At 69.5% G+C, this 15,819-nt stretch carries 17 protein-coding genes; 10 read left to right on the top strand and 7 right to left on the bottom strand.

Annotated elements, in window-relative coordinates; all coding sequences use genetic code 11:
- Positions 1 to 63: 63 nt before the first annotated feature.
- The 5 genes from rpiA to proC all read right to left on the bottom strand — a co-directional run bounded on the left by rpiA (position 64) and on the right by proC (position 3,391).
- Positions 64 to 741 (bottom strand): ribose-5-phosphate isomerase RpiA, encoded by a 678-nt coding sequence (rpiA, locus tag MEICH_RS0114450; RefSeq protein WP_157202795.1) that lies wholly within the window; start codon positions 739 to 741, stop codon positions 64 to 66.
- 43 nt (positions 742 to 784) lie between these two features.
- Complete coding sequence (gene bcp, locus MEICH_RS0114455) at positions 785 to 1,255, bottom strand: thioredoxin-dependent thiol peroxidase (RefSeq protein ID WP_027893238.1); 471 nt, start codon at positions 1,253 to 1,255, stop codon at positions 785 to 787.
- 241 nt (positions 1,256 to 1,496) lie between these two features.
- Positions 1,497 to 1,985, bottom strand: a complete 489-nt coding sequence (locus MEICH_RS0114460; protein WP_027893239.1) for an adenosine diphosphatase — start codon at positions 1,983 to 1,985, stop codon at positions 1,497 to 1,499.
- An 81-nt stretch (positions 1,986 to 2,066) separates the two neighbouring features.
- Positions 2,067 to 2,612: a hypothetical protein gene (locus MEICH_RS0114465; protein ID WP_027893240.1), complete on the bottom strand. Its 546-nt coding sequence runs from the start codon at positions 2,610 to 2,612 to the stop codon at positions 2,067 to 2,069.
- Positions 2,609 to 3,391 carry a pyrroline-5-carboxylate reductase gene (gene proC / locus MEICH_RS0114470; RefSeq protein ID WP_027893241.1) on the bottom strand — a complete coding sequence of 261 codons (783 nt, stop codon included), beginning with the start codon at positions 3,389 to 3,391 and terminating at the stop codon, positions 2,609 to 2,611. Before proC ends, MEICH_RS0114465 begins: the two co-directional genes overlap by 4 nt.
- Positions 3,392 to 3,502: 111 nt before the next feature.
- Between proC and tsaB the strand changes: the two genes are divergently transcribed.
- The 8 genes from tsaB (at position 3,503) to nadB (ending at position 11,775) form a co-directional block, all read left to right on the top strand.
- Positions 3,503 to 4,021, top strand: coding sequence for a tRNA (adenosine(37)-N6)-threonylcarbamoyltransferase complex dimerization subunit type 1 TsaB (gene tsaB / locus MEICH_RS0114475; RefSeq protein WP_027893242.1), 519 nt, complete (start codon positions 3,503 to 3,505; stop codon positions 4,019 to 4,021).
- 14 nt (positions 4,022 to 4,035) lie between these two features.
- On the top strand, positions 4,036 to 5,163 hold the full coding sequence (locus MEICH_RS0114480) for a methyltransferase (protein WP_027893243.1): 1,128 nt from the start codon (positions 4,036 to 4,038) through the stop codon (positions 5,161 to 5,163).
- Positions 5,164 to 5,237: 74 nt separating this feature from the next.
- Positions 5,238 to 6,653 (top strand): RNA polymerase sigma factor RpoD, encoded by a 1,416-nt coding sequence (rpoD, locus tag MEICH_RS0114485; protein WP_027893244.1) that lies wholly within the window; start codon positions 5,238 to 5,240, stop codon positions 6,651 to 6,653.
- Positions 6,654 to 6,804: 151 nt separating this feature from the next.
- Positions 6,805 to 7,260, top strand: a complete 456-nt coding sequence (locus tag MEICH_RS25170) for an aminoglycoside 6-adenylyltransferase (protein ID WP_051304174.1) — start codon at positions 6,805 to 6,807, stop codon at positions 7,258 to 7,260.
- A gap of 4 nt (positions 7,261 to 7,264) precedes the next feature.
- Positions 7,265 to 7,711 (top strand): NUDIX domain-containing protein, encoded by a 447-nt coding sequence (locus MEICH_RS0114495; protein ID WP_027893245.1) that lies wholly within the window; start codon positions 7,265 to 7,267, stop codon positions 7,709 to 7,711.
- Between the two features lie 261 nt (positions 7,712 to 7,972).
- The gene (nadC, locus tag MEICH_RS0114500; protein WP_084542313.1) at positions 7,973 to 8,842 is read left to right on the top strand and encodes a carboxylating nicotinate-nucleotide diphosphorylase; all 870 of its coding nucleotides are present in this window, start codon (positions 7,973 to 7,975) and stop codon (positions 8,840 to 8,842) included.
- 253 nt (positions 8,843 to 9,095) lie between these two features.
- Positions 9,096 to 10,142, top strand: coding sequence for a quinolinate synthase NadA (gene nadA / locus MEICH_RS0114505; protein ID WP_027893247.1), 1,047 nt, complete (start codon positions 9,096 to 9,098; stop codon positions 10,140 to 10,142).
- A gap of 67 nt (positions 10,143 to 10,209) precedes the next feature.
- Positions 10,210 to 11,775, top strand: coding sequence for an L-aspartate oxidase (gene nadB / locus MEICH_RS0114510; protein WP_027893248.1), 1,566 nt, complete (start codon positions 10,210 to 10,212; stop codon positions 11,773 to 11,775).
- 210 nt (positions 11,776 to 11,985) lie between these two features.
- Here nadB and MEICH_RS0114515 read toward each other — a convergent pair whose 3' ends face one another.
- Positions 11,986 to 12,834 (bottom strand): ABC transporter permease, encoded by an 849-nt coding sequence (locus tag MEICH_RS0114515; RefSeq protein ID WP_051304175.1) that lies wholly within the window; start codon positions 12,832 to 12,834, stop codon positions 11,986 to 11,988.
- Positions 12,835 to 12,965: 131 nt separating this feature from the next.
- Positions 12,966 to 13,850, bottom strand: a complete 885-nt coding sequence (locus MEICH_RS0114520; RefSeq protein ID WP_027893250.1) for an ABC transporter ATP-binding protein — start codon at positions 13,848 to 13,850, stop codon at positions 12,966 to 12,968.
- Positions 13,851 to 13,976: 126 nt separating this feature from the next.
- Here MEICH_RS0114520 and MEICH_RS0114525 point away from each other — a divergent pair, with 126 nt between their 5' ends.
- The gene (locus MEICH_RS0114525) at positions 13,977 to 15,119 is read left to right on the top strand and encodes a sensor histidine kinase (protein ID WP_027893251.1); all 1,143 of its coding nucleotides are present in this window, start codon (positions 13,977 to 13,979) and stop codon (positions 15,117 to 15,119) included.
- Positions 15,116 to 15,775: a response regulator gene (locus MEICH_RS0114530; RefSeq protein WP_027893252.1), complete on the top strand. Its 660-nt coding sequence runs from the start codon at positions 15,116 to 15,118 to the stop codon at positions 15,773 to 15,775. The genes MEICH_RS0114525 and MEICH_RS0114530 overlap by 4 nt, the downstream gene beginning before the upstream one ends.
- Positions 15,776 to 15,819 lie beyond the last annotated feature (44 nt).

Consider the following 15,819-nt stretch of genomic DNA (forward strand, 5'->3'; position numbering starts at 1 on the left):
TTCGCCGGGCGAAGAAGCCGTTCATGGGGCCATGGTAGCTCACCCGGCGGCCCGCTGGCAAGCTCAGCGCGAGAGGGTGCGCAGGCCCTGCGAGTCGGCCACCACGGCCAGGCTCGCCATCCCCACGAAAAGCCCGGTCTCGACCACGCCCACCACCCGCTCGAGCCGCTCCTGCAAGGCCCCCGGGTTGCTGATGGGCCCGAAGAAGGTGTCGGCGATGAAGTTGCCCCCGTCGCTGACGAAGGGCTCGCCGTCCTTCAGGCGCAACACCGGCTCGCCCAGCTCGCGCAGGTGCTTGAGCGTGCTCTTGTACCCGAAGGGCACGATCTCCACGGGCACCACCCCGCGCCCGAGCCGGGGCACGAGCTTGCTCGAGTCGGCGATCACCACGAACTGCCGCGCCGCCACCTCCACGATCTTCTCGCGCAGCAGTGCCCCGCCCAGGCCCTTGATGAGCGAGAGGTCGGGGGCGATCTCGTCGGCGCCGTCGATGGCGAGGTCCACGCCGTATTCGTCGAGCTCGACGAGGGGGATGCCCTGCTCGTGGGCCAGCCGGGCCGTGGCCTCGGAGGTGGGCACGCCCCGCACGTCGCGCAGCTCGCCCTCGCGCAGCCTGCGCCCGATCTCGAGCACGGCGTACTTCGCGGTAGACCCCGTGCCCAGGCCCACCACCATCCCCGACTGCACGTAGCGCACGGCCTCGATCCCGGCTTCGCGTTTGTAGATCTCAGGACTCGTCATAAGAAAAGGGCGTGGCATTCACGCCCCTCCACAATACCGCCCTTCATACCCGCTGGAGTTCCTCGAGGGCCTGGGCCACCTCGAGGGCGTGGTCCTCGGCATTGACCTTCTCCCAGACCCTGGCGACGTGGCCGGTGGGGTCGATGAGGAAGGTCTGGCGCAGGATGCCTTCGTACTCTTTGCCGTACGCGTTCTTCTTGCCCCACGCCCCGTAAGCCTTGATGACCTCCGCGGCGGGGTCGGCCAGCAGCGGGAAGTTGAGGCCGTACTTGAGCGCGAACTTGCCGTGGCTGTGGGTGTCGTCGGCCGACACGCCAAACACCACGGCGCCCATCTGCTCGAGGCGCCCCTTCTCGTCACGGAAGGAGCAGGCCTCCTTGGTGCAGCCCGGGGTGTCGTCCTTCGGGTAGAAGTACAGCACCACCCACTTGCCCCGGTAGTCCGAAAGCCGGTGAACCTTGCCCTCCTGATCCGGAAGGGCGAACTTGGGTGCGATCTCGCCTGCGGTCGCCATACGCGCAACAGCGTACCGTGTAGACGGCAAGGCAGTGTTGCCGGAGGCTCAAAGGGCGGCCTCCCGGCCGGCGTCGAGAGTCAAGGTCTAGGGTCTAGAGCCAAGGGCCAAAGCGTCTTGCGTCTTGCGTTCGGCGTTTGGCGTACGACGTACGACCCGCCCCCGGCGCCCGGCTATCAGCTATCGGCTATGGGCTATGGGCATCAGCTATCGGCATCCGGCATCGGACGCACGCCCCCCCTCACCCCACCTTGTACCCGAACCGCCGCAACAGATCCTTACGCCAGGCCACGTCCTCGTCGCCTTCGACCCCGAGGGGCAGGTAGCCGTCCATCACGCCGAGGATGCCGCGCTGTTCGCCCTGCTGGGCGATGACCACGCTCAGGGGGTTGGCGGTGGCGGCGAAGATGCGCACCACCTCGGGGCAGGCTTTCACCGCGTGCAGGACGTTGATCGGGAAGAAGCCCTCGCCCAGGACGATCACGAAGCTGTGGCCCGCGCCGATGTTCTGGGCGTTGAGCACGGCGAGTTCGACGAGTTCGGGGGCGGTGCCGCTCTTGCGGATGAGGCGCTTGCCGCTGGCCTCGCAGAAGGCCAGGCCGAACTTGATGCCCGGCACGGCCGTGACCAGGGCCTCGTGCAGGTCCTCGACGGTCTTGATGAAATGGCTCTGGCCCAGGATGACGTTGAGGTTCTCCGGCTTCTCGAGCTGCACTACCTGCAGTTCCATAGCTACCTCCCGTGCGGAGCGATGCCCAATTGTATAAGGCCCCCGGAACGCCTTTGTCCCAGGGGCCCGGCCTCGGGCGGATCAGGGCCTGAGGATGCGCACGAGGTCGATGGTCCCGCCGTCGGGGCTGGCGTAGCGCACGATGCCCACGCCTGGCACGAAGTACGACTCCACCACCACGCTGCCGCCGGCCTCGGTGACGAGGGAAGTGCGGATGACGTAGGCGTTGTAGCGGCCGGCCGGGACGTTGACGCCCTCGATGCGCTCGACGCGGGCCAGCAGGGCTACCGAGGAGCCGTTGAGCAGGCTGCGGCCGCCCCACTCCTGGCCCAGCACGATGGGGGCGGGCGGGTAGAGCATCAAAGCCGGCTGGTAGCGCTGCACGGTGCCGTTGAACACGGTGCCTTCCAGGAACACCCCCTGCGGGCTGTAGCGCAGCAGGTCGCCGTAGACCGGCTTGCCGGGGAAGCGGTGCTCGAGCACCAGCATCCCCGACTGCTCGCGGGCGAAGATCTGGACCTCGCCCGAGGAATAGGCCCACCCCAGCCCGACCCCGCGGGGGTAGAAGTCCCCGAACTGGGCCAGCGCCAGCCCCAGCAGCAAGAGCCACGCCGACCAGCGCCTCACTCGTCCTCCCCCAAAGCGAAGCCGCGCTCGGTCGCGGCTTCGACGGCTTCGATCAGGGCTGCCCGCAGGCTGCGGGCCTCGAGCGCGGCCAGGCCATAGATGGTGGTGCCGCCCGGGCTGGCGACCTCCTCCTTGACCACCGCCGGGTGCTTGCGGCGCAGCAGCTCGCCGGTCGAGACCAGCACGTCGGCGGCCAGCTTGAGGGCCTGGGCCCGCGGGATGCCCTGCTTCACGCCCCCGTCGGCCAGGGCTTCGGCCACCAGCGCGATGTAGGCGGGGGCCGAGGCCGACATGCCGGTGAAGGCGTTGAACAGGCGCTCGGGCAGGTCGTAGACGTCGCCCACGGTGGCGAAGAGCTGGCGGGCGAACTCGAGGTCCCCGGCCTCCTCGGCCTCGGGCGGGGCGGTGAGGGCGGTGGAGCTGCGCCCGATGGTGGCGGCCACGTTGGGCATGGCCCGCACCACCCGGCGCGTGCCCAGGCGGCGCGAGAGCACCGCGGTCGAGACCCCGGCCATGATCGAGAGGTAACCGGTGTTGGGGTGGACGATGCGGGGGGCCAGCGCGGAGAAGTCCTTGGGCTGGACCCCGATCAGCACCCGCTCGGCGCGGCGCAGGTCCTCAGGGATGAGGGCGGCCACGGAGTACTGCTCGGCGATCTGCTGGGTGCGCTCGGGGTGGTCCATCACGCCGATCTCGGCCGGGCTGAGGAACCCCGCGCGCAGCATCCCCTCGAGGATGCTCTTGCCCATCTTGCCCACGCCCACCATCGCCAATCTCATCCACATGAGTCTAATGGCACTATGAGAGCCGGTAAAGTGCGCCTGAGTTAGGCAATCTCTAATCTTGCCGGGCCGTCTTCTTACCGATTGCTAAGGGGTATACTCCGCTTCGTGCAGGTCCTGGCCCTCGATACCGCCACGCCGTTCCTGGTCCTCGGTCTACCCACTCATGAGCGCGTCCTCCGGCTCGACCGCCGCCACGCCGAGCGGCTGTTCGGCGAGCTCGAGGACTTCCTCGCCTGGGCCGGGACGTCGCTGGAGGAGCTCGAGGGCATCGCCGTGGGCCAGGGGCCGGGCTCCTACACCGGCCTGCGCATCGGGATCGCCGCCGGGCTGGGGCTGGCGCGGGGGCTGGGCGTCCCGCTCGTCGGCGTAGACACCCTGGCCGGGGTGGCCGGGCGCTACCGGGGCACGGTGACGGTGGCGCACGCCACGCGCAACGGCTACGCCTACGCCGCGACCTACCGCGTGGACGATACCGTGCAGACGCTCGCCCCGCCGCGGAAGCAGCGGCTGGAGGAGCTCGAGCCCGCCTCCCTCGACGAGCCGCCTTCGGGCCGGGTGCTGGCCCGGCTGGGCGTGGAACGGCTGCGAAGGGGGGAGTGGGGGGTCGAACCGCTCTACCTCTGATAAACTCATCCCTCGTGACGCTGGAGGAGTACCACCGCCTGCACCCGCTGCCCGCGGGCGCGCTCACGCTCTACCGCAAGGCCGGCGCCCGGGGCCTGGGCGACGGGCGCTGGCGGTTGCTGGCGCAGGTCGTGCGGCCCCAGGGGGCTCGGGCCATCGACCTCAACCCGGCGCTCGGATTGGCTAGCGCGCCGCTGGTGCGGGCGGGCCTCGAGGTGGACCTGCTGGAGCCCTCGCGGGCGGCGCTGCGCTGCCTCGAGGCCGCCTTCGGCGCCCGTCCCGGCGTCAGCGTGCGGGCCGCCCTGCCCTGGGAGGCGCGGGCCGAACACTACGACCAGGCCCTGCTGGTGCTGCCCGCCGAGCGGGGCCAGGACTTCACCCACCTGAGCCTGCTCGGCGCCGCGCGGGCCCTGCGCCCCGGCGGCCAGCTCTGGCTGTGCGGCGACAAGAACAAGGGCTTCGAGCGGCAGTTCAAGGCAGCCCGTGCCCTCCTGGGCGAGGGGGAGGTGGTCGAGCGCGACGGCCCCTTGCGGGTCGCGCTGCTCCACAAGCACCGGCCCTCCCCCACCCTCCCCGACCCCTGGACGGCCTTCCCCCTCGAGGCCCGGGGCCGCTCACACACCTTCTACAGCCTGCCGGGCGTGTTCTCGGCCGGGGAGCTCGACCCCGCGAGCGCGCTGCTGCTCGAGGCGCTGGAGGACGTGGCCGGCCTCGACGTGCTCGACCTGGGCGGCGGCTACGGCGCGCTCGGCCTGAGCCTGGCCGCCGAAGGCGCGCGCGCGGCGCTGCTGGAGGACGACCTGGCGGGCGTTCTGAGCGCCCGGCGCAGCGCCGAGGGGATGGGCCTCGAGGCGAGCGTCGTGCACAGCGACGTGGACGAGGGCTTGCCAAGCGGCGCTTTGTTCGATATAGTATTATCAAACCCCCCGTTTCACGTGGGGGGCTCGCTCATTCTCGATGTGGCCCACGCTTTCATCACAGCCGCACATGCCCGCCTCCGGCCAGGCGGGAGGTTCTATCTGGTGGCCAACCCCTTCCTGAAGTACGAACCGCTGTTGCAGGCGCTGTTCGGCAGCGTCCGCACCCTCGCGGTGCGCAACTACAAGGTGCTCCTGGCGCAGAAGGGCCGGGGCCCACGGTGAACGACGGCCATGACCACAACGACCATCTGCGGGTTTTGCCTTTCGGCAAACCTTCCGCTCGGAGGTGAGGCAGCTTGAGTAAGAAGAAAACCCCCGCCAAGGCTAAGTCTGCGACCCCGGTAGCCGACCCCAAAGTCAAGGCCAAGAAGGCCAAGGGAGCCAAAGTGGACGAGGCCGAGCTGGAGGAAGGGCTCGGCGAGGAGATGGACGGCGCCGCCCTCGAGGGCGACGAGCTGACCCTCGACGCCCCCGACGTGCCCCCGGTCCTGGAACTCGCCGAGGACGCCCCCGAGGACATCGAGGTGGCCGAGGAACTGCTGATCGAGGGCGACCTCGAGGAAGCCGCCGACCCCCTCGAGCTCGACCTCGAGGTGCTCGAGACCCCCGCCGTGCTCGAGGAGGCCGACGACGACCTCGAGGAGGACTTCCCTACCATCCGCGTCAGCACCTCCGACCCCGTGCGGCAGTACCTGCACGAGATCGGGCAGGTGCCCCTGCTGACGCTGGAGGAGGAGATCGACCTCGCCCGCCGCGTCGAGGACGGGGTGGCCGCCGCCGGCTTCCTGGCCCAGGAGACCGGCCTCGAGGCCGAGCTCATCCGCCAGGTGCTGCGCTCGCAGGTGCAGGGCGGCTCGCGCGTGGCCAACGTGCCCGGCATGGAGGTGCGGGTGGACCCCGAGACCATCCAGGCCGTCGATGCCCGCCTGCGGGCCCTGCCGCGCGAGGTCAAGCGCTACCTGCACATCGCCCGCGACGGCGAGATCTGCCGCCAGCACCTCATCGAGGCCAACCTGAGGCTGGTGGTCTCCATCGCCAAGAAGTACACCGGGCGCGGCCTCTCCTTCCTCGACCTGATCCAGGAGGGCAACCAGGGCCTCATCCGCGCGGTGGAGAAGTTCGAGTACAAGCGCCGCTACAAGTTCTCGACCTACGCCACGTGGTGGATCCGCCAGGCCATCAACCGCGCCATCGCCGACCAGGCCCGCACCATCCGCATCCCGGTGCACATGGTCGAGACCATCAACAAGCTCACCCGCACCGCCCGCCAGATGCAGCAGGAGCTCGGCCGCGAGCCCACCTACGAGGAAGTGGCCGAGGCCATGGGCCCCGGCTGGGACGCCAAGAAGGTCGAGGAGACGTTCAAGATCGCGCAGGAGCCGGTCTCGCTCGAGACCCCCATCGGCGACGAGAAGGACTCCTTCTACGGCGACTTCATCCCCGACGAGCACATGGCCTCCCCCGTGGACTCCGCCGCCCAGAGCATGCTGAGCGAGGAGCTCGAGAAGGCCCTCAACAAGCTCTCCGAGCGCGAGGCGATGGTGCTCAAGCTGCGCAAGGGCCTCATCGACGGGCGCGAGCACACCCTCGAAGAGGTGGGCGCCTACTTCGGCGTGACCCGCGAGCGCATCCGCCAGATCGAGAACAAGGCGCTGCGCAAGCTCAAGTACCATGAGAGCCGCCCCCGCAAGCTCAGGGACTTCCTCGACTGACCCGCCCGGCAAGGTGACGGGGCGCGCCGCGGCGCGCCCCGGATGTTTTAAAGCGGTTCCCACGAATACCCCGCACGACTGGGTTGGCTGTGCGGGGTAAAACGCCCTCCGAGGCCGGAGGGCGTTTGTGGGAAACGCGATAAGATCGGGTATGGAAGCCGCAGCGGCAGAGCGTTTCCTGGGCCAGGTTGTCGGCTGGGCCCGAAACCGCAAGGACGTGCTGGGGGTCCTGCTGGTCGGCTCCTGGGCCCGCGGGAGCGCCCACGCCGACTCCGACCTCGACCTGGTGCTCCTGGTGGAGGACCCCGGCGCCTTCCGGCGGGAGAGCGCCTGGGTGGGCGAGGCCGGGCTCGAGCCCGCGGTCGCCGGCTGGGAGGACGAGGATTACGGCGCGGTCTGGTCCCGCCACGTCCGCCTTGGGGACGGCTCGAGGCTCGAGCTCAGCTTCGCCGCCCGCGACTGGGCCTCGGCCCGCCCGCCCGACGCGGGCACGGCGGCGGTGGTGGGCAACGGCTGCCGGGTGCTCTACGACCCCGAAGGGCTGCTCGAGCAGCTCGTGCGCCAGGTAGAGAACGCCCAATTTCACGTCGAAGGCGGGGGCCCCTGAACCGGTGACCGTCCGCAGCAGCGTCCAGGCCCTGGTCCTGCGGGACCGCCACGTGCTCGTCGTGGTCAAGCGCGACGAGCAGGGTGAGCTTTACGTCCTCCCCGGGGGCGGGCAGGAGTTCGGGGAGAACCTCGAGCAGGCCGTGGCCCGCGAGTGCTGGGAGGAGCTAGGGGCGCGGGTGAGGGTCGAGGGCTTGCTGACGGTGCGGGAGTTCATCTCCGACCACCACCCCACGAGCACCGAGCCCCACGGCGTGCACGTCGTCAACCACGTCTTCGCCTGCACCCTGCTCGACGAACCCTGCCCCGGGCACGCCGGCGACCCCGACCAGGAGGGCGTGCGCTGGCTGCCGCTCGAGGAGCTGCCAAGGCTGCGCTTCTTCCCCCGGCGGCTGGCAGAATTGCTGGCCCAGGGGCTCGAGGTCCCGAGCTACCTCGGCGACGTCAACTAAGTTTCTCCAGGGCACGTCCGGGCTTTTATCAGGAACCTGGGAAGTTACGCCTCCGCGATGCCGAAGGGCTCGGCGTGGAGTCATGCCCGTGTGCAGCGCGGGATTCTTCGGCCTGGCGGCCCCGGGGCGCGTCCCCAGACCCTGGAGCCGTTCGCAGAATGGCTGGCCGATGTGTGCGGGTGAAATCGCCGTCTCCTAGCCGGTTGTGCTGCTTCCCCAGCGGCAAAACTGCAGCAAGCCCCGATATATGCTGGAACAGGTATGACGGACTCAACAGATACCCGCTTCACGTCGATGATCGCGGAGGCCATCCGGCGGGCGCTCGAGGAGGACGTCGGCGAGGGGGACGTGACCACGCTCTGCACCATCCCTGCCGAGGCCCGCTCGAGCGGGCGTTTTCTCGCCAAGGAGAGCGGGGTGATCGCCGGGCTCAAGGTGGCCCGGGAGGTCTACGCCCGCCTTGACCCCCGCCTCGAGCTCGAGGTGCTCTTCCCCGACGGGAGCGTGCTCGAGGCGGGCACGGTCTTCGCCCGGGTGCGCGGCCCCTGCCAGGCGCTCCTGACGGGCGAGCGAACCGCGCTCAACTTCATGCAGCGCATGTCGGGCATCGCCACCCAGACCCGCCGCTTCGTGCAGGCAGTGGCCCACACCAAGGCCCGCATCCTCGACACCCGCAAGACCGCCCCGGGCCTGCGGGCGCTGGACAAGTGGGCGGTGCGCATCGGCGGCGGGGTCAACCACCGCTTCGGCCTGTGGGACGAGGTGCTGATCAAGGACAACCACGTCGCCGCAGTGGGGAGCATCCGCGAGGCGGTGCGGAGGGTACGGGAGGGCGACCCCCGGCGGCGGCCCGTCGTCGTGGAGGTGCGGACCCTCGAGGAGCTTCGCGAAGCGCTCGAGCTCGACGTGACCCGCGTCCTGCTGGACAACATGACCCTCGAGCAGCTCCGCCAGGCGGTGGCGATCACCGCCGGACGCGTCCCTCTGGAAGCCTCCGGCAACGTCACCCTCGACAACGTGGCCCAGGTAGCCGAAACAGGCGTGGACTTCATCTCGGCCGGGGCCCTGACCCACTCGGTCAAGGCGCTGGACATCAGCTTAGATCTGGAGACGATGGTCGATAGTCGATAGTCGATGGTCGATGGCTCGTGGCTCGTGGTGGACCCCTCCCCAACCCTCCCCGCCCGCGGGGAGTATCCCCTGCCCCCCTTGTTAAGGGGGGAACAAGGCGTCTTGCGTTTTGCGTTTTGCGTCTTGCGTCTCGCGTACGACGTAGGACGTACGACGTACGACCCGCGCCCGGCGTTCGGCGTTCGGCGTTTGGCTATCAGCTATCGGCGTTCGACGTTCGGCGTTCAGCACCCTGTAAATTCCGGAGGACGACATGATGACCCACCCCAACTTCGACCAGCTCAAGGACCGGCTCGCAGGCATCGTGCCCGAGTTCGAGCTCGAGGCCAAATTCGAGCTCGCGCGGGAGATCCTCGAGCTCAAGCGCGAGAAGAACGCGGTGATCCTGGGCCACAACTACATGGAACCGGCCCTCTTCCACACCATCCCCGACCACGTGGGCGACTCGCTCGAGCTCTCCCGGGTCGCGGCCCGGACCGACGCCGAGATCATCGTGTTCTGCGGGGTCAAGTTCATGGCCGAGACCGCCAAGATCCTCAACCCCGGCAAGACCGTGCTGCTGCCTTCCACCAAGGCCGGCTGCTCGCTGGCGGCGAGCATCACCGCCGAGGACGTGCGGCGGCTCAAGGAGCGCTTTCCGGGCGTGCCCGTGGTGACCTACGTCAACACCTACGCCGACGTGAAGGCCGAGAGCGACGTGTGCTGCACCTCGAGCAACGCGGTGGCGGTGGTGGAGTCCCTCGCCAGCGACACGGTCATTTTCCTGCCCGACGAGTACCTGGCCCGCAACGTGGCCCGCGAGACCGGCAAGCGCATCATCTTCCCGACCCTCGACGAGGGCGCGCCGGGCGAGCTGGGCTACGAGATGATCGGCTGGCACGGGCGCTGCGAGGTCCACGAGCGCTACACCGTGCAGGACATCGAGGACGTGCGCAGGATGTTCCCCGACGTGGTGATCCTCTCGCACCCCGAGTGCAGCCCCGAGGTGGTCGAAGCCTCCGACTTCGCCGGGAGCACCACCGCCATGATCCGCTACGTCGAGAAAACCAGCGCCCCGCGCTACCTGCTCCTGACCGAGTGCTCGATGGGCGACAACGTCATGGCGGCCTACCCCGACAAGGAGTTCCTGCGCCTGTGCACGGTGCGCTGCCCCCACATGAACCAGATCACCCTCGAGGACACCTTGAGCGCCCTCAAGCTGGGCCGCCACGTCATCGAGGTGCCCGAAGACGTCCGGGTACGGGCCGCTACCGCCCTCGAGCGCATGATCGCCATCGGCCCCAGCGGGAAGAGGGATTGAGGCAAAAGGGCGAGCTACCGGCTCGCCCCTACAACCGGCGTTTGGCGTTCAACGTCCTGCATCGTTTATGGAACTCATCGAAACCGAGGTGCTGGTCATCGGCAGCGGCATCGGGGGCGGCATCACCGCCTTGAGCCTGGCTGACGCCGGGATACCCGTCACGGTGGTGACCCGCTCGAGCGACGGCGAGGAGAGCAACACCGCCTGGGCGCAGGGCGGCATCATCTACAAGGGCCCCGGCGACTCGCCCGAGTTGCTCATCGAGGACGTCCTGCGGGCAGGGGCGGGGCACTCCTACCTCGAGGCCGCCCGGATCCTGGCGGAGGAAGGGCCGAAGAAGGTCGAGGAATGGCTGCTCGAGCGGCTGCAGGTGCCCTTCGACCGGGACCCCTCGGGGGAGCTTTCCCTGGCGCTGGAGGGCGGGCACCGAGTGCCGCGCATCCTCCACGCCGCCGACGCCACGGGCCTGGCGATCCACCGCGCGCTGAAGGCCGCGCTCGAGGCCCACCCCCACGTCACCGTGCTCAAGGGCCACACCGCCATCGACCTGCTCACCCCGGCCCACCACTCCCTCGACCGCCTGGACATCTACCGGCCGCCCTCCTGCGTAGGGGCCTACCTCTTCGACCGCATGGAGCGCAGCATCAAGCGCTGCATCGCCCGCCACACCGTGCTGGCGACCGGCGGGCTGGGCCAGGTCTTCCTCACCAGCACCAACCCGCCGGGGGCCCGGGGCGACGGGGTGGCGATGGCCTACCGGGCGGGGGCGCGGGTGATCAACATGGAGTTCGTGCAGTTTCACCCCACCACCTTCCACCTCACCGGAGCCCCGCCCTTCCTCATCTCCGAAGCCGTGCGCGGCGAGGGGGCCCGGCTGGTGGACTCCAGCGGGCAGCCCTTCATGCAGCACTACGACCCCCACTGGAAGGACCTCGCCCCGCGCGACGTGGTGGCCCGCAGCATCTACCACCACATGCTCGAGTACGACCTCCCCCACGTGTACCTGGACCTGCGCAGCTACATCCCCAAGGAGAAGATCCTCGGCCACTTCCCCAACATCCACGCCGAGTGCCTGCGCTACGGCGTCGACATCACCCAGGACCTGGTGCCCGTGGTTCCGGGGGCGCATTATTCGTGCGGCGGGGTCTGGGTGGACGGCTGGGGCCGGACCACCCTCCAGGGGCTCTACGCGGTCGGAGAGGTGGCCTGCACGGGCCTGCACGGGGCCAACCGGCTCGCCAGCACCTCGCTGCTGGAGGGCCTGGTCTGGGGGGACCGGGTAGCCCGCCACATCCGCGGCCACCTCGAGGAGCGCCCCCCCTTCGACCCCGAGCAGATCCCCCCCTGGCAGAACTCGGGCCACTCTGACCCCGACCCCGCTTTGATTCAGCAGGACATGAGCGTGATCAAGCACATCATGTGGAACTACGTGGGCTTGGTGCGCACCACCCCCCGCCTCGAGCGCGCCCTGCGGGAGTTGCGCCACCTCGAGACCGAGATCGAAGGCTTCTACCGCAACAACCGCCTGAGCGACGGGGTCATCGGCCTGCGCAACGCCGTGCGCACCGCCATCCTCATCGCGATGGCAGCCTGGGAAAACAAGCGCAGCATGGGCTGCCACTACCGCGAGTAAAGCGGCCCACGGACGCGGTAAGCGATAAGCTGTAAGCCTTCAGCGGTCAGCCCTCAGCCGTTAGTGGGGGCTCTTGGGACCCCTCCCCTTCCCTCCCCGCCGGCGGGGAGGGTTTATCCCCCCCAGCCCCCCTTGTTAAGGGGGGTGAAGAAAAGGCGTTTAGCGTTTGGCGTACGACGTACGACCCGCGCCCGGCTACCGGCCACCGACTCAACTCCGGGCTTCGTCGCGGTCGCGGCGGTAACCCCACAGCGCCAGCACCCCGAAGAACACGAAGGTTCCCAGCAGCCACAGGGCGTGCTCGAGCGTCCCCTCCGGCCCGACCCCGGTGAAAGCTTGGGCGGCCTCCCTCGAGCCCACCGTGGTCCAGACCAGTTGCCCGAAGTGGTAGGTGGGGAGGTAGGGGGCCATCTCGCGCAGGAACTCGGGCAGGCGGGAGAGGGGGAAGAAGAAGCCGCTGGCGAAGGAGAGGGGCAGGTAGACCAGGTTGGCGATGGTGCTCGCGGCCTTGGGGCGGGCCAGGTAGCCCAGCGCGAAGCCCAGCGTGGAGAGCGAGAGCCCCCCCAGCAGCAGCACGCCGAAGGTGGCGAGCCACTTCTCCAGAGGCAGCCGCACCCCGCCCGCCAAAGCGGCCACGGCGAAGAGGATGAGCACGGTCAGGACGCCGAAGAGCACGCTCATGGCGAACTTCCCGGCGAAGTAGACCCACGCCGGCATGGGCGTGACCCGCATCAGGCGCAGCCAGCCGCCCTTGCGGTCCTGGGCCACGTCCACGCCGAAGGTGAAGATCGCCAGGCTCAGCAGGCCGTAAGCCGCGAAGGAGGCCATCATCAGCGCCCGGACCTGGGTGCCGTCGGGGAGGGTGCCGCTGGAGGTGAGGCCGAACATGGCGTAGAGCATCACCGGGATCGCCACGATGCCGATGAGGAACTCGGGCACGCGGAAGGCGGCCAGGAACTCGGCTCTAACCTGGGCCAGCAGCATGGCGGAGGTGGAGCCGCTGGGGCGAGCGGTAGGGCTCAGGCGGCGCTTGGTCACGTTGGTGATGGTCTTGGTCATGGTGTTCTCCTCGTTTACTGTGCCCACCCGGCGACCCACGCGAACTCGAGCAAGTTCAGGGCCAGGTGAGCCGCGAAAGCGGCGGTCAGGGTCTTGCGTCACGGGGTCTGGGGAAGGCTAGGGCGCGCATCTCAGGCCTCGAGCTTCCCCGTCAGGCTCACGAAGGCGGCCTCGAGGTCGGTGTCTTTGACGGTGAGGTCGCTCATGGAGTAGCCCCGCCGCACCAGTTCGCCGAGGAAAGCCTCGGGCTCGTTGGAGTAGACCAGCACGTGGCCGTTCTCCCGCTCGAGCCGCCCGGCGCCGGGCAGGGCCTCGAGCTGCTCGAGGGGGGCGTCGGTGCGCAGGCGCACGGTCTTGGCGGCCACCAGGCGCTTGATCTGGGCGGGGGTGCCGCTCTGGAGCACCCGGCCCTCGTGCAGCACGATCACCCGGTCGGCGTTGGCGTCGGCCTCCTCGAGGTAGTGGGTGCTGAAGAGGATGGTCTTGCCCAGCGCGGCGAACCCGCGCACCTGCTCCCAGAAGGCCCGCCGCGCCTCGACGTCCATCGCCACGGTGGGCTCGTCGAGGAAGATCAGGTCGGGGTCGCCCACCACGGCCAGGGCGAAGTACAGCCGCTGCTTCTGCCCGCCCGAGAGCTGGCTCACCTGGGCGCGGCGCTTCTCGAGCAGGTCGGCGCGTTGCAGCACCTCCCCCGTGGGCAGGCGGTAGGGGTAGTAGCTGGCGAAGAGCTCGACGATCTCCTCCACGGTGAGGCTCTGCGGCAGCCCCGGCTCCTGCAGCATCACCCCCACCCGGCCCCTGGCCTCGCGGAGGTCGGGCCGGTGCCCGAAGAGGCGCACCGTGCCGGAGTCGGGCAGCTTCTGGCCCAGCATGATGCTGATGGCGGTGGTCTTCCCGGCCCCGTTGGGCCCCAGAAAAGCCACCACTTCGCCCGCGCCTACCTCGAGGCTCACCCCGCGCAGCGCCTCGAGCTTCCCGTAGCGCTTGCTCACCCCCTGCATCTCGATCACGTTCATGCTCTGCCTCCGTCGTGGCCCAGGGTAGGGCCTGCACCGCCCTGCCCACATCTGCTGGGGGTCACGGGAAGCGGGCATGACTTTCGGCAGGGGAAGCCCAGGGGGGGCCGAACCTATAATTCGGCCATGCCACCGTGGGCGCTGCAGATGTCGTACTGGGCCGGGGTGGGCACCTGGCTGGTGGTGGGGGTGCCGGTGGTGCTCCAGTGGGTCCAGAAGCCTGCCCTCTTCGCCCAGCCTGGTAACTACCTGTGGCTGGCCTGCTACCTGCTGTTCGGCCTGATCTTCGCCCTCGTCTCCTCCGACCGGCTCTCCTTCCTGCCCGACACCCGCCGCACCGCCGTGATCGTCCTGGGGGTGCAGGTGTTCCTGGCCTCGTGCGCCCTGCTGCTGCTGCCGCAGTACGGCTTCATCGCGGTGCTGTTCATCATCACCGCCGCCCACGCGCCCCACGTGCTGCGCCTGTCGCAGGCGGTGGCGCTGGTGCTGGCCCAGACCGCGCTGATGGCCGTCACCTTCTCCCGGGTGGGCGGCTGGGACGACGGGCTCGAGATCGCGGTCTCGGTCTTCGCCTACCTGGGCTTCCAGCTCTTCGCCCTCTTCTCCACCGAGGCCGCGCTGCGCGAGGCGCGGGCGCGGGCCGAGCTGAGCCAGCTCAACGCCGAGCTCAAGGCCACCCAGGCCCTGCTCTCCGAGTCGAGCCGGGTGGGCGAGCGGGTGCGCATCGCCCGCGAGTTGCACGACCTCATCGGCCACCAGCTCACCGCGCTCGCGCTCAACCTCGAGATCGCCACCCACACCGAAGGGCAGAAGTCGCGCGAGCACGTGGAAAAGGCCCAGCAGATCGCCAAGGAGCTGCTCGGCGGGGTGCGGGGCGTGGTCAGCGCCATGCGCGACACGCCCATCGACCTCGAGGCCTCCCTGCGCGCGCTGGTGGAGGGGGTGCCCAAGCCCGCCATCCACCTCGCCCTCGAGCCCGGCGTGAGCCTGGAAGACCCCGAGAAGGCCCACGCCCTGGTGCGCTGCGTGCAGGAGGTCATCACCAACGCCGTGCGCCACGCCCAGGCCGATAACCTCTGGATCCGCCTCGAGGCCACCCCCGAGGGCATCGCCGTCCACGCCCGCGACGACGGGCGCGGCGTGCGGGAGGTCAGGGCCGGGAACGGCCTGCGCGGGATGCGCGAGCGGCTGGAACAGTTGGGCGGTCGCCTCCAGGTCCAAAGCCGCCCCGGCGAGGGCTTCAGCATCGACGCGGTGATGCCCTCGTGATCCGGGTGGTGCTGGTGGACGACCAGACCCTGGTGCGCCAGGGGATCCGGAGCCTGCTCGAGCTCTCCGACAAGGTCGAGGTCGTCGCGGAGGCCCCCGACGGCCAGGAGGGCCTGCGAGCCATCGCCCAGCACCGCCCCGACGTGGTGCTGCTCGACCTGCGGATGCCGGTGCTCGACGGCATCGGCACCCTCAAGGCCCTCTCCCAGGGCGACTTCTTCCCCCCCACCCTCATCCTCACCACCTTCGACGACGACGAGCTGGTCCTGGACGCCCTGCGCGCCGGGGCCAAGGGCTATTTGCTCAAGGACGTGACCCTGGCCCAGCTCGTCGAGGCCATCGAGATCCTGGCCGCAGGCGGCACCCTGATCCAACCCGCCGTCACCGAGCGATTAATCCGCGGCCTGACCCAACTGCACAAGGGCGACTCGCCCACCCGCCCCTACACCGACCCCTACGACCCCGACAAGCTCACCGACCGCGAAACCGAGATCCTGCGCCTGCTGGCCGGGGGCTACAACAACCGCGAGGTGGGCAGCGCCCTGGGCATCTCCGAGGGCACCGTGAAAAACCACGTCTCCTCCATCCTCTCCAAGCTGGGCGTGCGAGACCGGACGAGGGCGGTGCTGAAGGCGCTCGAGCTAGGTTTGATTTAGGATCGAACGGGCTCACGGCCCATGGCACGTGGTGGAAAGGCNCC

It is taken from the genome of Calidithermus chliarophilus DSM 9957 (genome assembly GCF_000430045.1).
Lineage (GTDB): Bacteria > Deinococcota > Deinococci > Deinococcales > Thermaceae > Calidithermus > Calidithermus chliarophilus.

Coding starts and splice junctions, on each gene's coding strand:
- rpiA (WP_157202795.1), bottom strand. CDS start 741: ATGACGAGTCCTGAGATCTACAAACGCGAAGCCGGGATCGAGGCCGTG.
- bcp (WP_027893238.1), bottom strand. CDS start 1,255: ATGGCGACCGCAGGCGAGATCGCACCCAAGTTCGCCCTTCCGGATCAG.
- MEICH_RS0114460 (WP_027893239.1), bottom strand. CDS start 1,985: ATGGAACTGCAGGTAGTGCAGCTCGAGAAGCCGGAGAACCTCAACGTC.
- proC (WP_027893241.1), bottom strand. CDS start 3,391: ATGAGATTGGCGATGGTGGGCGTGGGCAAGATGGGCAAGAGCATCCTC.
- MEICH_RS25170 (WP_051304174.1), top strand. CDS start 6,805: ATGGAAGCCGCAGCGGCAGAGCGTTTCCTGGGCCAGGTTGTCGGCTGG.
- nadC (WP_084542313.1), top strand. CDS start 7,973: ATGACGGACTCAACAGATACCCGCTTCACGTCGATGATCGCGGAGGCC.
- nadA (WP_027893247.1), top strand. CDS start 9,096: ATGATGACCCACCCCAACTTCGACCAGCTCAAGGACCGGCTCGCAGGC.
- nadB (WP_027893248.1), top strand. CDS start 10,210: ATGGAACTCATCGAAACCGAGGTGCTGGTCATCGGCAGCGGCATCGGG.
- MEICH_RS0114515 (WP_051304175.1), bottom strand. CDS start 12,834: ATGACCAAGACCATCACCAACGTGACCAAGCGCCGCCTGAGCCCTACC.
- MEICH_RS0114520 (WP_027893250.1), bottom strand. CDS start 13,850: ATGAACGTGATCGAGATGCAGGGGGTGAGCAAGCGCTACGGGAAGCTC.
- MEICH_RS0114525 (WP_027893251.1), top strand. CDS start 13,977: ATGCCACCGTGGGCGCTGCAGATGTCGTACTGGGCCGGGGTGGGCACC.